A 14585-nucleotide genomic window follows, 5' to 3' on the forward strand; every position below is an offset into this window, starting at 1 on the left:
GAGCCCGCACCGCCATGGCCGAGCACGCCGATCATCCCGCCTACCCTGTCGGACTGCGCCTGAGCGGGCGCCGCGTCGTCGTCGTCGGCGGCGGCCAGGTCGCGCAGCGCCGCCTCCCCGCCCTCATCGCGGCCGGCGCCGACATCGTCCTCGTATCGCCGTCCGCCACCCCGTCCGTCGAGGCGATGGCGGACGCCGGCGAGATCCGCTGGGAGCGCCGCCCGTACGCGGACGGGGACCTGGCCGACACCTGGTACGCCCTCATCGCGTCCGACGACACGACGTCCAACGACGCCGCCTCCGCGGAGGCCGAGCGCACCCGCACCTGGTGCGTCCGCAGCGACAACGCGGACGCCGCCACCGCCCTGACGCCCGCCACCGGGCGCAGCGAGGGCGTGACCGTCGCCGTGCTGACCACCGACACCCACGGCCGGGACCCGCGCCACTCCGCCGCCGTGCGCGACGCCATCGTCGAGGGCCTGCGCGACGGCACCCTCGCCGCCCCCCACCACCGCACCCGGGCCCCCGGCGTCGCTCTCGTGGGCGGTGGCCCCGGCGACCCCGACCTGATCACCGTCCGCGGCCGCCGTCTCCTCGCCGAGGCGGACGTCGTCATCGCGGACCGGCTCGGCCCGCGCGACCTGCTGGACGAACTGCCGCCGCACGTCGAGGTGATCGACGCCGCGAAGATCCCGTACGGCCGCTACATGGCGCAGGAGGCGATCAACAACGCGCTGATCGAGCACGCCAAGGCGGGCAAGGCGGTCGTGCGGCTCAAGGGCGGCGACCCGTTCGTCTTCGGGCGCGGGATGGAGGAGGCCCAGGCGCTCGCCGCCGAAGGCATCCCGTGCACCGTCGTGCCCGGCATCTCCAGCTCGATCTCGGTTCCCGGAGCGGCCGGCATCCCGGTCACCCACCGCGGTGTCGCCCACGAGTTCACCGTGGTCAGCGGTCACGTCGCCCCCGACGACGAGCGTTCCCTGGTCGACTGGGAGGCCCTCGCCCGGCTGCGCGGCACCCTCGTGCTCCTGATGGCCGTCGACAAGATCGGCGCCATCGCCCGTACGCTCATCGCCCACGGCAAGTCCCCCGAGACCCCGGTCGCCCTGGTCCAGGAAGGGACCACGGCCGCCCAGCGCCGGGTCGACGCGACGCTCGCCACCGTCGGTGCGCGGGCCGCGGCCGAGGACGTCCGCCCGCCCGCCGTCATCGTCATCGGCGAGGTCGTCGCGGTCGGTCCGACGGCGGACACCGCCCGCACCACCGAGTAACCAGCGGTAACGGATCTTCCTCCAGACCGTTGGCACCACACACCGGACAAGGCAGTATCAACCTGTGGCTGATCTCATCACCGTCGACGACCCCGACGACCCCCGCCTGAGCGACTACATCGGTCTGACCGACGTCGAGCTCCGGCGCAGGCGGGAGCCTGCCGAGGGCCTGTTCATCGCCGAGGGGGAGAAGGTGATCAGACGCGCCAGGCACGCCGGGTACGAGATGCGCTCCATGCTGCTCTCGGCGAAGTGGGTCGACCTGATGCGCGACGTCATCGACGAGGTCCCGGCGCCCGTGTACGCGGTCAGCCCCGAACTGGCCGAACGCGTCACCGGCTACCACGTGCACCGCGGCGCCCTCGCGTCGATGCAGCGCAAGCCGCTGCCGACGGCCGACGAACTGCTCCGCACGATCCGCGGCGCGGGCGCTGCGGAGACTGCCGACGACCGCACGGACACCGGCGCGACGTCTTCCGCGGGCCCACGGGAACGTGCGGGCCAATGCCGTATCGCGATCTTCGAGGACATCGTCGATCACGCCAACCTGGGTGCGGCCTTCCGTAACGCGGCGGCTCTGGGAGTGGACGCCGTGTTCCTCACCCCGCGCTGCGCCGACCCGCTCTACCGGCGGGCCGTGAAGGTGTCCATGGGGGCTGTTCTCGCGGTCCCGTACGCGAGGTTCGAGTCATGGCCGCGTGATGCCGAGGTCATCCGGAAGGACGGCTTCGTGCTGGCGGCCCTCGCCATCTCGGCGAGTTCCATCACTCTCGACGAGCTCGCCGGCCGCGGTCACGAGAGGCTCGCCCTGATGCTGGGCACGGAGGGGGAGGGGTTGTCGGCCGGCGCGCTCCTGGCCGCCGACGAGCACGTGCGCATCCCGATGGACGCCGGTGTCGACTCCCTGAACGTGGCCGCCGCCTCAGCGGTCGCCTTCTACGCCACCCGGCCGAGGTCCGTCTGACGCACGACGCAGGATGCCGGACGCAGGATGCCGATGCCGTGGATCGTGCTGGCGTCATCAGCTGAAGGGCGGTTGATCCGCGCGTGCGGGGACGCCCGGGCGGTCCGGCGTTACTCGCCCTGTGTCCGGACCGCGCTCAGCAGGCCCCCGAACGCCGCGAACAGGGCCAGGAACACGGCGGTCGGTACGGCACCGGTGTCCTCCTCGACCACATGCCCCCCGAGGAAGATCCAGGTCATCGTGGCGACGATGACCAGCAGGTGGTTGCCACGCTCCCTCAGTACCCGCATCCCCGCCCACAGCAGCAGAGGCATGGACATGACGCCGGCGAACCCCGCCAGCAGCAACTCCAGGAAACCTCCGCCGAACAACGCGTCCGGGTCGGCCGCCGCCGCACCGAACGCCCACTCCCTGCTGGACGTCCAGATCCCGTAGCAGACGACGGCGGACACCGCAGATACGGCAACGCCCTTCACCCAGCGGGCAGTCCGGCGGTTCTTCATGGCGTCAGCCTTCCATGCCGCAGCGGCGGGGTCCTGAGCACGTGTACTCAGGACCCCGCCGCCTGTTCGGCGCTTGCTACAGCGAGTTCTGCAGAGCGTCGGCGTACAACCGCGCACCGGCGATCTTCGGGTGGAAGGACTTCATGGACGGCTTCAGATTGCCCGGCAGCCAGTCCCAGTCCCGGTTGTCGGCCTTCGCGTGGCCGGACAGGACGATGCCGTGCACGGTCTCCGGGTCACCGCAGATCGCCTTGCCGGCGAATTCGTCACGCGGGTCGGAGAAGACCGCGTTCGCGCTGTACTGACTGTTCGCGTCGCTGACCGCACCCTGCATCTCGGTGACCAGCAGGTCCGCCAGGTCGTTCAGCCACGGAGTCTCCTCGGTACCGATGCCGGAGACACACCCGCCGGTGTTCTCCAGGAGTCTCGGGTAGCCCATGAGCACGATCTTCGCGTTCGGCGCCTTCAGATGGATCGCGTTGAGCGTGCTGACCAGCCGAGGCCGGATCTGGTCATGGAGCCAGCCCGGAGCCCAGTCCTCCATCGAACCCGTCGACTGACCGGTGGTGTCCCCGGTGTCCGGGTCCTTGGCGTCGATGGAGTTGTCGGTGCACACGGTCACCGACAGGATGCAGGCCCTGATGATGTCGGTGAACCGGGCGTCGTTGCCGCCGATGTTCAGAGTGACCAGCGTGGTGTTCCTGTCGAGGTACCCCTGGTCGATCTGTGGCAGCTCACCGCTCTGGCCGTCGTTCAGGATGTTGTAGTAGCGGGCGCCGGAGCAGGCGATGAAGTGGTAGTCCATGTCCGCGTCACGGCCGTCGGCCAGCGCCCCGATGGACTTCGAGGTACCGGGCAGCGTGGCCTGCCGGGACCAGGAGTACTTCGACCGGTGGCACTTGTCCTCGGTGTCCGGCTGCAGCGCGTCGTAGTAGTCGGACTCGGGGAAGTAGTCGTCGCCGCCGTTCTCCGAGGCACCCTCACCCGAGGAGTACGAGTCGCCCATGGCCACGACCATGTTCTTCGGCTTGCCGCTCAGCGGCTGGAAACCGACCGAGTCCCAGGCGACGTCCTCCGTGCCCTGGCCGTCCTGCGTCACGTTCGACAGAGCCACCGAGGGCGCGCCGGTGAAGTTGAAGACACCGAGCGGCACCCACTGGTTCTTCATCACGCGCTGCTGCAGCGCACGGCTCGGGGGGCTGGGGAGATCCGTGCCACCCACCTTGTACACGGCCTGGCGCGTGTGTGCGCCATGGTCGGGCAGGTGCACATAGACGCGCATCCAGCCGCGGTCCGGCTTGTTCAGTGTCCAGGTGCCGGTGGTCCGCAGACGCGTCGCGTCGGTCGTGCCGCTCTTGTTGGTGTGCGAGAACCAGAAGTGGTTGTCGTAGGCCGCGCCGATCTGGTGCAGGTCGATCCGGGACGAGGCGCTCCCGAAGTCCATGGTGAACGAGCCCGCGGACGACACGGTTCCGCACGATCGGGTACTGGAGCCGGCCGGGATGATTCCGTCGGCGAGGTCGTCGACGATGAACGTGCCGGAAGGCAGGCCTGCCGAGCACACGGGGGGATACGAGTTGGCGTCGGGCTGCTCGGGATAGGTGTCGTCGAACCGGTGGACCGGGTTGCCGCACTGGGCAGCGGACGTGCAGTCCTTCCAGGTGGCGGCCTTGGTGAACCAGCACTTCAGATAGAGCGGGTCCGATTCGTTCGGGTCGCCGGGAAGCAGGCAGGGGCCGCCGCCGGTGTTGTTCGAGGCTCCTGTGCCGATCTTCGAAGCATCGCAGTCGTTGCTGCTGTCGCAGAACAGCGCGATGGGAGGCTTGGCTGTCGTGCGGTACGCGTTGCTGTTCCACCACGCGGCGCGATAGCCGGCCTGGAAGTCACCGGGCGCGAACATCGCCGAGATGGGCCGGGCCGCCCAGCCGATGACCTTCTCCTGGTACGGCCAGTCCTGCGGGTGAGACGCGTGGCTGTAGTCGTCGGCGCCGGTCGAGTCCTCCAGGAACGGTGTGCGGTTCTCCTTCCACAGCGGGTTGGCCGGGTTGTTGGTCCAGCCCAGTCCCCACTTACCGGAGTTCTCGCCCGCGTCCGCCTCGCGGTGGTAGCCCGTGTTGTACGACCACAGGGCGGCGAACCAGTTCTCGATGTACTTCGGGCTGCCGTCGTTCATGACGATTCCGTCACCGCGGGTCTGGTTCCACTTGTCGATCAGGATGTTCACGCCTGCCGCGATGTTGGCCGCGTAGTCGAGCGCGACGGCCTCCTGCTGCGTCGTCGACAACGTGCTCTGGCCGTGGCCCGGAAGCCGCATACCGTCGGTGACCTGGGTGACGCCGTAGCCGCAGTCCGACTCGGTCCAGTCGATCGCCCACGGGTCGGCCTGGGTGCCGTCGGGGGCGTATACGGTGCCGTAGAAGTTGCCGACCAGCGGATTCGCCGTGACACCCGGCACGGCGTAGCGGGTCGCCTGCCACATGTTCGACTCCTGCGCGGTGACGCCGAGCATCACCGTCGCCGGGACGTGCCAGTCCTCGCCGCTGCCACCGTCCAGGTGGTCGAGCGGGAACAGGCTCTGCGGCGCGTACGCCGCCATCCCCGTGTTCTTCCAGTCCGCGGCCCGGGTCGCGCTCTTGTTGAGCGTGCCGACGACGGCCTGGTCCACAGCCCACTCGATCTGCCGCGGAGTCGGCTGGAACGCCTGCTTCTTCGGATCGTTGCGCGGAACCGAACACGTCCGGTCCGTGTCCACCGGCGCCGCCAGCGTGGAGATCCCACCGGACTTCGCGGGTGCGGCCAGGGCCGGGCTCGTCGCGGTTGCGGCGCGCTGGGCCGCCTCGCTCCCGATCCGGTTGCCCGGCATGGCGTCCAGTACGGCCGTCCTGCCGGTGTCCAGGGTCTTGAGGGTGATCCTCGCGGCGCGTGCCGAGAACGAGTCCTGCTGCGTGATCCTGGAGTCCTTGCCGTCGGCCCACGCCGTGGTCACGGCGGCCGCGCCACGGCTGGAGATCCGGGCGCCCTTGTCGAGGCCGCCGGGGTTGCGCACGGCACCCGGCAGCGAGCCGCCGGTGCGGGCCCTGCCCGTGACGTACACGGTTCCCGTGGGCGTGCGGGTGAGGTCGAACGCGGTCAGCGCGCCCTGCGCGAGCTGCGCGGCCTTCGCCTTGCCGTTCGCCGCGCCCAGCGCCTCCGCGCCGACGCGGGAGACGGCGGCCCGGTCATCGGCCGAGGCGTCCTTCTTGCCGCCGGGCAGCCGGTCGATGAAGGTGACGCCGCCGTCGGCGTCCGGCGCCAGCTGGAACGGCACGCCGTGGGTGCGGGCGACCGTCTTCACCGAGGAGCCGTCGATGCGTACGATCTGGGCGCCGCGCGCGGCGACTGTCCGGCCGTCGACGGGAACCGCCGAGGTGACCTGGCCGGCGACCTCGGCCGCCGTGGACTTTCCGGTCCCGGCGGCTACCGTGACCAGCCGGGTCTCGTTCGTCCTGGACGTGTTCTCGTCGGTGAACTGGGAGAACACGGCGTCGTCACCGGTGCCGCATCCCGGCGAGAAGTAGCCGAGCGTCGCCTGGAACGGCAGCTTCCGTACGGCGCCGCTGTCCAGGTCGACGATCGCGGTGAAGGCACCGCGGCTCATCAGCTCGGGCTTGTTGGTGAACGTGCGGGGGGCGTACGCCACGGCGGCGTACCTTCCGGACTCCGTCACGCAGGCGTTGCCGATCCAGGCGTCCGTCTCGAAGCCCGGTTCGGACAGCGAGGCGGCGGTCTTCCACGCGTAGCCGTCCTTCTCGTCGGCGACCATCACGTGAAAACCCGTGCCGTCACCGGACGTCGTGAAGGCCCGGTCCGAGGACGACTTGTAGCCCTCGCCGAGCAGCCCGGCCCGCTCCTTCGCGGGCACCGCGCCGGGCGCTGTCTCCGCCACGTCCCCGGTGGTCGAGGCGGACCATCCGTCGGCCGATCGCGGCGGGACCGCGTCTGCGTAGGCCTGTGTCGTACCGGTACCACTGGCCACCGCGAGCGCGACGGCCACGGCCACCGGGACCCGCGCGTACCTCACTGCGCTGCGTCTCAATTTCCTGTCCTTCTTCTGGGATTCACGCCCGAGTCAGGGCGCGCGACCGCACCCGGGGGACCGGCGCCGACACAGGGAGAAGGCGAGCCCGCAGGGGACGGCGATGGGGGGACAGCCTGTTGTCGCGACCTCAGCCGCGTGGTGACCGGCCGATTCAGCGTGCTGCCGCCGTCGCGAGACGGTTGCTTCGATTCCGCACGGGGCGAGGGCCATGAAGGTGGCCACGAAGGCGGGGGTGGGCGTCGGAGCAGCTCGCCCGTGGCGCATGAAGCGCTTACGTCCTCAGGCGGGCGCGGTGAACGAGGGAGGCGTTCGCTACTGCGCTGATGAAATGCTCGGAGGTACCGGTCGTGGCGGTGGGGAAGACGACCGAGGCGTATTCAAAATGTGCAACATGTCGGTACGCGGATGAAAGGTCGAAGGTGGAGCGCTCGGCGGGTGTTTTCTCCGGTCATGGTGGGATCGGGTGTGTCACATTTCCTACCGGAAGGGAAGGGAAGGGAAGGGCTTTGCGGGTGGGGATGTGCTATTGAGTTGAATTCTTCCTCGTTCTTCGCGTGGGGCGGCTGCGATTCCTGCCCATGGCATCACGTCCATTACGCTTCTGAGTCCTGGTCGGGGAAAGTTGACGTAAATACGACGCGCTCTCCGCCCTGAGAGAGCTCATTCGCGGGCTTCGCCCCGGTACAGGGGTATGTGTGACTCATGCAGCCGGATTCCGGCCGCATGATGTGATGGATCGCCATTCGGAATCGCTGGGCCGAGATGGCTTGATGGTGCAAGGGTGATACCGGTCGTGATAACCGGGCGAGCCGGGATAATCCTCCGGAAGGAGGCCGCGCGGCGCGCCCCGGGATTCTGCTTCCGGAGATCCCAGCGGAGAGGATCACGCCTGATTCCGCCTGATTCCGGAGAAGAGGGACTCTCCGGTTCGCTCTCGCAGAGGGAGCGGGATCGGCGCGCGAACGGCGAATCCTCGCTCTGCGGAAAATATGGACGAAGACGCCTGAAACTTATGAGAGCGGTGTGTGATCCTAAGGGCTGTCCCGTAATCCTTGGTGGATCAGCGCGCGGCGTCAGATGCGGTGCATCGCAAGGCGGAGGGGCGTCCGCATACTGGATGTATTCGGGCGTTCCGACAACGGAGGGGGTCCCCCCGTGCCGTTGAGGCTACGGGGGAGAGGTGCCGTAGCTGTCGTCGTGCGCCCGCCAGGAATTGCGGGACAGCCCTTAGGGGAATACCGCATCATCGGCCGATGAGTCACGGCCCGCCCGGACAGAGCCGCCGGGTCCGGGGGCGAGCTGTTACTGCTCGCTCTGCCCCTGGGTCTGGCCCGCACCGAGACCGCGGGCCGGTCCCTGGCAGCCCTGGGCCGCCGCGATGCCCAGCGCCACCAGCAGCGTCACCACGACGAACACCACCAGCCGCTGCCGCAGCAGCCGCGGGTTGGCGGGACGCCGGCCGGTCGAGGTGGAGCGGGTGCCGGGCCGGGTACCCGGTCTGCCGTTCGTCCCCGCCGGGCCCTGCGCCCGCTTCCCCGAACGCGTCGTGTTGCGCGGCTGCTGCTGCGCGGGCCGCGAACCACCGGTGCGGGGTGACGCCGGACGCGGCGCGGCCGCCTGCCGGCTCTGCGGCCGGGACACCGGAGCGGGGCCGGGCGCGCGACGCGTCTGCTGCTCGGTGTACGGGCCGTCCAGGCGGCCGGTCGGCCGGTCCGCCTCCAGCGCCGAGCGCTGGGAGGGCGGCCGGCTCTCGTGCAGCCCCTGCGCCTCCCGCGCCGCGATCTCCTTCAGCCGCATGGAGAGTTGCAGCGTGCTGGGCCGCTCCTCCGGGTCCTTCGCCAGGCAGGCGCTCACCAGCGGGGCGAGCGCGTCGTGCACGTCGTAGAGCTGAGGCTCCTCGTGCACCACGCGGTAGAGCATCACCTCGGAACTGCCGTGCCCGAAAGGCGAATCGGCCATGGCCGCGTACGCGAGGGTGGCCCCGAGGGAGAAGACGTCCGTCGCAGGCGTCACCGCCGCACCCCGCACCTGCTCGGGTGCGAGGAAGCCGGGCGAGCCCACCGCCGTACCGACGTGCGTGAGCGTGGAGGCACCGGTGGCCCAGGCGATACCGAAGTCGATGATGCGGGGGCCCTTGGGGGACAGGAGGATGTTCGACGGCTTCAGGTCACGGTGGACGACACCGGCCTCGTGCACCGCCACCAGGCCCTCGGAGAGCGCCGCCCCGATCGAGGCCACCTCGGCGGCCGACAGCGGGCCCTCCTCGGCCACCTTGTCGTGCAGCGAGGGCCCGGGGACATACTGCGTCGCGAACCACGGGCGGTCCGCCTCCAGGTCGGCGGCGACCAGCCGTGCCGTGCAGCCGCCGCGGATCCGCCGGGCGGCGGACACCTCGCGTGCGAAGCGCGAGCGGAATTCCTGATCCTCGGCCAGGTCGGGGCGGATCACCTTCAGCGCCACTCGCTGGCCCCGCCGGTCCGAGCCGAGGTAGACGACACCCATGCCGCCCGCCCCGAGCCGCCGGTGCAGTCTGAACGAGCCGACGACACGCGGGTCCTCGCGCCGGAGCCGCATCATCGCCATGTCTGCCCATCCCCGCTGCCTGGTCCGCCTGACGAGGCACAGCTTACGTACCCGCCGCCCGGGGCGCTCAGAGGCCGCGCCCTCGTCGGGGATTCGATTGTCAGTGCCGGGTGGGAAACTTGAGGAGTGGTCAGGGAGCCGCGGATCCAGGCTTCCCGGCCCGTGCGAGATCTCAAAGGTCCGTCGCAGAAGGGGGATTGGATCAATGAAGGGCGATCGAGTCGAGATAGTCGTGGACGCCGGAGACACGACCCGAACCTACGAAGTAGTGGCCTCCAGGGCAGGGCGCAGGGTGGAGACCGCGGTCCGCCGAGGGGTGGTCGAAGTGAGTGAAGTCACCCGGAACGGCTCCGTGGTGCGCACCGCCCGTTTCATGTCGACCCGGGTGCTCGCCCTGGTCGAACAACCGGTTCCCAGGGAGGACGGATCCGAGCGTCCCCTCCGGGATGACCCCAACGCCGGGTAGGCCCGTCTCCACCCAGGGGAGTACGCCGCCCACCCACGGCTCATCCTCCGGGAGGCCCGGCATTCGGTACGCGGGCATGACGCCGCCCGCTTCCCGGATCCCTAATGTTGAAGTCAAGCGGCGGGCGTCGCACTCGTCCCCCGAGGTCAAACGCCCGCCGCTCCACATCAGGTCAGGAGAGGAACCATGGCGGACACGGCAGCGCGGACGATCATCCGCACGCAGGGACGCAGGGCCTATGCCTCGTTCGGCAGCCGCCCGTCCGGCACGCGTCACCCGTTGGTGGCGACGGTCATGGTTCTTCCTCTGGCGGCCCTGCTCGCAGTCGTCTTCGGCGGCTGGGACGCGGTGGTCACACAGGCGTCGTCCGTGGGCGTGATGCTGGGGCGCTGAGCGGCGCCCCGGGTCCGGAAGAGCGGTCCGGACCGGGACATCCGGCCAACAACCCCGTGGGGACGGGGGTGCGGCGGACGGCAGCGTTTGTCCGGTCAGCTGGGGAGCTGACCGGACATCGCGCTGTCCGGGGCCGTGCGGCGCCGGACGGAGGCCGCGGTGCCGTCCGGCGCCCGGTACCGGGAGACCGGGCGCCGCTCACCCTGTGGGCCGGTCGGCCGACACGATCCGCGTACGCTCTCCGGCGGGCCCGGCGCCGGCCGTGCCCGCCGATCCTGTGCCACCGGGGGAGTCCGTGACCACCGCAGTCGTCCGTGCGCTGGGCGCCCTCGCCCACGAGGCGGCCCACGCCCGTTCCGGGGGCCGGTGCGGCTGTCCGCCACCGGCCGTCCTCGCGGACCGTGCGGACGGCACCGTGGTCCGCTGCGGCTCCGTCGTCGCCAAGGCCCATGCCGCAGACACGGACACGGCCGCCCTGTCCGTACGTCTCGGCCTGGCCGCCGACCCCGGTCTGGCCGGCGTTCTGCTCGCTCCCCTCCCCGTACGCCCCGGCATGGAACCGGACGGGCTCGGCGTGGAACCGGACGGGTCCGGCGCGGCCTCGCCCTACCTCACCGAGCTGCACGGCCGCCCGGTCACCCTGTGGCCGTACGGGGAACCCGTGGATCCGGGCGACCCGGACGACGCACCGTGGGAGGAGGCGGCTGTGCTGCTGGCCCGCCTCCACCGCGTCCGGCCCGTCCCGGTTCAGTCCCGGCACCGGGCTCCGGGTGGCGCGGGGGGCGCACCGGCGGCGCCCCCCGCGCCACCCGCCATGCGCGGCCCGGCGAAGGCCGCGCTCGCCGTGGCGCGGATGCGGGCGGCCCGGCCGGACGATCCGGCCACGGCCTCCGTGCTCGCGGCCTGGCACGGGCTGCCGCCCTGGATGCGGGACGAGGCCCCCGCTCCCACGCACCGTGCGCACGTTCTCTGCCACGGCGATCTGCACCTGGGCCAGCTCGTCCGGCACCCTGCCCCTCACGGTGCCTGGCTGCTCATCGACGTCGACGACGCGGGACCGGGCGACCCGGCCTGGGACCTCGCGCGGCCCGCCGCCTGGTACGCGGCCGGACTGCTGCCCCCCGAGGTGTGGTTCCGCTTCCTGGGCGCCTACCGGGCCGCCGGCGGTCCCGCGGTACGCGCCCACGGCGACCCGTGGCCCGAGCTGGACCTCGCCGCCCGCGCCCTGACCGTACAGACGGCGGCACTGGCGCTCGCCAAGTCCGTGGCGGAGCACCGGGCTCCGGATGAGGTGGAACAGGTGATGATCGACACCTGTGCCCGAATTGCCGCTCTCCCGCCCGAGTTGGCCGCCGACCACTCGTCGTAGGGTGAACCGACCGCCGCCGGGCATGCATTCCGGCGACGGCTAACCGACGGCGAGGAGTGAGCCCGAAGATGCAGTGTCCCAAGTGCCACGCACAGATGCAGACGTTCAACCGCAACGGCATTCAGATCGAGCAGTGCAGCGGCTGCCGGGGGATATTCCTGGACTACGGCGAGCTGGAGTCCCTGACCCGCATCGAGGCGCAGTGGGCACAGCAGGCTCCGCCGCCGCCCGCCCCGCAGCAGGGCTACCCCGCCCAGGGCTACCCGGCCGCCCCCGCGCCCGCCTGGGGCGCCCCGCAGCACCACGGCGGACACCACCAGGGCCACTACCGGCAGAAGAGCTTCGGCCGGATGCTCTTCTCCTCCTGATCCGGACCACCCCGCGCCCCGGTCCGGACAGAACGTCTCCGGACCGGAGCGCGGGCACCCGCGGCAACGAAGAAGCCCCGGTCGTCGAGACGACCGGGGCTTCGAACGGTGCGCGATACTGGGATTGAACCAGTGACCTCTTCCGTGTCAGGGAAGCGCTCTCCCGCTGAGCTAATCGCGCAGGGTGAACCTGCGTGTACTGCGTGCGCGATACTGGGATTGAACCAGTGACCTCTTCCGTGTCAGGGAAGCGCTCTCCCGCTGAGCTAATCGCGCGGGGATCCTTGCGGATCGGTGGACGATACTGGGATTGAACCAGTGACCCCTTCCGTGTCAGGGAAGTGCTCTCCCGCTGAGCTAATCGTCCTTGGAGGTGGAGACGGGATTTGAACCCGTGTAGACGGCTTTGCAGGCCGTTGCCTCGCCTCTCGGCCACTCCACCAGGGGTGGGGGTTCGGGAAGGATCCCCCACCTTCTGCGAGCGGACGACCAGGTTCGAACTGGCGACCTCAACCTTGGCAAGGTTGCGCTCTACCAACTGAGCTACGTCCGCTTGTCGGTTCCGGTTCACTTGCGCGTCCCGGCGACGTGTTGAACTCTAGCGGATTCCGGGGCCAGTACAAAAACGCGTTTGTGCAGCGTGCTGAGGTGCGCTCGTCCCGGCGCAGGTCACCGCGCGCCGTCCTAGACTCACGGACGTGCACGACCTCGCTCCAATGGCCCGCTTCGGCGGCCTCGTCGCCTCCGATCTGCAGGATGTCACCAGTGATCCCGCAGCCCTCGACTCATCCGGTTTCTGGGCGGTGTCGGCCGATTTCGAGGGCCGGCTCGTCTGTGCCCGGTTCGCCACCGTGCGCACCGCGGCCGCGCCCGCGCCGGTAAGGGGTGCCTGGCGGGGCCCCGCCGCCGGTGACTGGACCTCCTCCCTCGACCGGGCGGCGTACACGGCGGGCGTACGCCGCATCCGCGCGTACATCGCGACGGGCGAGGTCTACCAGGCCAATCTCTGCCGCGTGATGACAGCGCCGCTGCCCGATCCGGCGGCGACCGATGTGGACGCCCTCACCGCACTGCTGGCGCGCGGCAACCCGGCCCCGTACGCAGGAACGATTCGGCTGCCCGGCCACGGCGTCGAGATCGCGACCGCCTCCCCGGAGCTGTTCCTGCGCAGGGACGGCCGCACGGTCGAGTCCGGACCGATCAAGGGCACCGGCCGCACCGAGGCCGATCTCCTGGAGAAGGACCACGCCGAGAACGTGATGATCGTCGACCTGGTCCGCAACGACCTGGGCCGGGTCTGCGCCACCGGCTCGGTCACGGTCCCCGATCTCTGCGCGGTGGAGAAACACCCGGGCCTCGTCCACCTCGTCTCGACCGTGCGCGGCCGGCTCGCCGACGGTGCCGGCTGGCCGGAACTGCTCGCCGCCGCCTTTCCGCCGGGTTCGGTGACCGGGGCACCCAAGTCCAGCGCCCTGAGGATCATCGAGGAACTGGAGACCGCCCCGCGCGGCCCGTACTGCGGCGGCATCGGCTGGGTGGACGCCGACCGCGCCACCGCCTCGCTCGCCGTGGGCATCCGCACCTTCTGGACCGACCGCACGGGCGGCGCCCCGGTGCTGCGGTTCGGCACCGGAGCCGGCATCACCTGGGGCTCGGATCCGGAACGTGAATGGGACGAGACCGAACTGAAGGCGTCCAGGCTGCTCGCGGTAGCGTCGGGCGTATACGAAGCAACCGGAAGGACCGCACCATGAAGATCTGGGTCAACGGGGGACTGCGGGCCGCCGATGACGCCCGGGTGTCCGTGCTCGACCACGGGCTGACGGTCGGCGACGGCATCTTCGAGACGGTGAGGACCGCCGAGGGCAAACCGTTCGCGCTCACCCGCCACCTCGACCGGCTGACCCGCTCCGCCCTGGGTCTCGGCCTTCCCGCACCCGACCTGGACGAGGTCCGCCGGGCCTGCGCCGCCGTGATCGAGGCCAACCCGGTGCCCCTCGGCCGGCTCCGCATCACCTACACGGGCGGGATCTCGCCGCTCGGCTCGGACCGCGGCACCGCGGGACCCGGCCTCGTCGTCGCCCTCGGAGAGGTGAAGCGCCGCCCGGACACCACGGCCGTCATCACCGTTCCCTGGACACGCAACGAACGCGGCGCGCTCACCGGGCTCAAGACCACCTCGTACGCGGAGAACGTCGTCGCCCTCGCCCGTGCCCACGAGCACGGCGCCTCCGAGGCGCTGTTCGCCAACACCGTCGGCCGGCTCTGCGAAGGGACCGGCTCCAACGTCTTCGTCGTCCTCGACGGGCAGCTGCACACGCCGCCGGTCGCCTCCGGCTGTCTGGCCGGGATCACCCGTGCACTGGCGGTGGAGTGGACCGGGGCGCACGAGACGGACCTGCCGTTCGACGTCCTGGACCGGGCCGAGGAGATCTTCCTGACCTCCACCCTCCGCGACATCCAGGCCGTCCACCGGGTCGACGGCCGGGAACTGCCCGGCGGGCCGGGACCGGTGACCGCCAAGGCGATGCGCGTCTTCGACGAGCGGGCCGCCGACGAGCTGGATCCGTGACGGGGCGCCCGGAGGGCA

Annotated in this window: 11 protein-coding genes and 5 tRNA genes; 8 read left to right on the forward strand and 8 right to left on the reverse strand. The window is 70.8% G+C overall.

Features of this window, described 5'->3' with window-relative positions; translation table 11 throughout:
• Positions 1 to 14 precede the first annotated feature (14 nt).
• The gene (gene cobA / locus ACGFZA_RS26260; RefSeq protein WP_393682274.1) at positions 15 to 1271 is read left to right on the forward strand and encodes a uroporphyrinogen-III C-methyltransferase; all 1257 of its coding nucleotides are present in this window, start codon (positions 15 to 17) and stop codon (positions 1269 to 1271) included.
• Between the two features lie 64 nt (positions 1272 to 1335).
• The gene (locus ACGFZA_RS26265; protein ID WP_393682276.1) at positions 1336 to 2235 is read left to right on the forward strand and encodes a TrmH family RNA methyltransferase; all 900 of its coding nucleotides are present in this window, start codon (positions 1336 to 1338) and stop codon (positions 2233 to 2235) included.
• Between the two features lie 110 nt (positions 2236 to 2345).
• Here ACGFZA_RS26265 and ACGFZA_RS26270 read toward each other — a convergent pair whose 3' ends face one another.
• The 3 genes from ACGFZA_RS26270 to ACGFZA_RS26280 form a co-directional block, all read right to left on the reverse strand.
• Positions 2346 to 2738: a hypothetical protein gene (locus ACGFZA_RS26270; RefSeq protein ID WP_393682278.1), complete on the reverse strand. Its 393-nt coding sequence runs from the start codon at positions 2736 to 2738 to the stop codon at positions 2346 to 2348.
• A 76-nt stretch (positions 2739 to 2814) separates the two neighbouring features.
• On the reverse strand, positions 2815 to 6813 hold the full coding sequence (locus ACGFZA_RS26275; protein ID WP_385286361.1) for an SGNH/GDSL hydrolase family protein: 3999 nt from the start codon (positions 6811 to 6813) through the stop codon (positions 2815 to 2817).
• Positions 6814 to 8118: 1305 nt separating this feature from the next.
• Positions 8119 to 9399, reverse strand: coding sequence for a protein kinase (locus ACGFZA_RS26280; protein WP_393682280.1), 1281 nt, complete (start codon positions 9397 to 9399; stop codon positions 8119 to 8121).
• 205 nt (positions 9400 to 9604) lie between these two features.
• On the opposite strand from ACGFZA_RS26280, the gene ACGFZA_RS26285 reads away from it, so the two are divergent.
• The 4 genes from ACGFZA_RS26285 to ACGFZA_RS26300 all read left to right on the forward strand — a co-directional run bounded on the left by ACGFZA_RS26285 (position 9605) and on the right by ACGFZA_RS26300 (position 11995).
• Entirely contained in the window at positions 9605 to 9865 is a 261-nt protein-coding gene (locus ACGFZA_RS26285; RefSeq protein WP_385286357.1) for a hypothetical protein, read from the forward strand.
• Positions 9866 to 10051: 186 nt separating this feature from the next.
• A complete protein-coding gene (locus ACGFZA_RS26290) occupies positions 10052 to 10258 on the forward strand; it encodes a hypothetical protein (protein ID WP_385286356.1) in 207 nt (68 codons plus the stop codon).
• A gap of 295 nt (positions 10259 to 10553) precedes the next feature.
• Complete coding sequence (locus ACGFZA_RS26295; protein WP_393682283.1) at positions 10554 to 11627, forward strand: phosphotransferase; 1074 nt, start codon at positions 10554 to 10556, stop codon at positions 11625 to 11627.
• 68 nt (positions 11628 to 11695) lie between these two features.
• Positions 11696 to 11995: a zf-TFIIB domain-containing protein gene (locus ACGFZA_RS26300; protein ID WP_385286351.1), complete on the forward strand. Its 300-nt coding sequence runs from the start codon at positions 11696 to 11698 to the stop codon at positions 11993 to 11995.
• Positions 11996 to 12104: 109 nt separating this feature from the next.
• Here the strand turns inward: ACGFZA_RS26300 and ACGFZA_RS26305 are convergent.
• From ACGFZA_RS26305 to ACGFZA_RS26325, 5 genes are all read right to left on the reverse strand, one after another.
• Positions 12105 to 12176 (reverse strand) — tRNA-Val (locus tag ACGFZA_RS26305).
• A 23-nt stretch (positions 12177 to 12199) separates the two neighbouring features.
• Positions 12200 to 12271, reverse strand: a tRNA-Val gene (locus ACGFZA_RS26310).
• Positions 12272 to 12290: 19 nt separating this feature from the next.
• Positions 12291 to 12362: transfer RNA gene (locus ACGFZA_RS26315), tRNA-Val, on the reverse strand.
• A 1-nt stretch (position 12363) separates the two neighbouring features.
• Positions 12364 to 12437: transfer RNA gene (locus tag ACGFZA_RS26320), tRNA-Cys, on the reverse strand.
• A 38-nt stretch (positions 12438 to 12475) separates the two neighbouring features.
• Positions 12476 to 12548, reverse strand: a tRNA-Gly gene (locus ACGFZA_RS26325).
• A 163-nt stretch (positions 12549 to 12711) separates the two neighbouring features.
• On the opposite strand from ACGFZA_RS26325, the gene ACGFZA_RS26330 reads away from it, so the two are divergent.
• Positions 12712 to 13749: a chorismate-binding protein gene (locus ACGFZA_RS26330; RefSeq protein WP_393682403.1), complete on the forward strand. Its 1038-nt coding sequence runs from the start codon at positions 12712 to 12714 to the stop codon at positions 13747 to 13749.
• Positions 13746 to 14567 (forward strand): aminotransferase class IV, encoded by an 822-nt coding sequence (locus ACGFZA_RS26335; RefSeq protein WP_393682285.1) that lies wholly within the window; start codon positions 13746 to 13748, stop codon positions 14565 to 14567. The genes ACGFZA_RS26330 and ACGFZA_RS26335 overlap by 4 nt, the downstream gene beginning before the upstream one ends.
• The last annotated feature ends 18 nt before the right edge of the window (positions 14568 to 14585 follow it).

Origin of the sequence: Streptomyces sp. NPDC048211 (assembly GCF_043202315.1) — a bacterium.
In the GTDB taxonomy this organism is placed as follows: Bacteria; Actinomycetota; Actinomycetes; order Streptomycetales; family Streptomycetaceae; genus Streptomyces.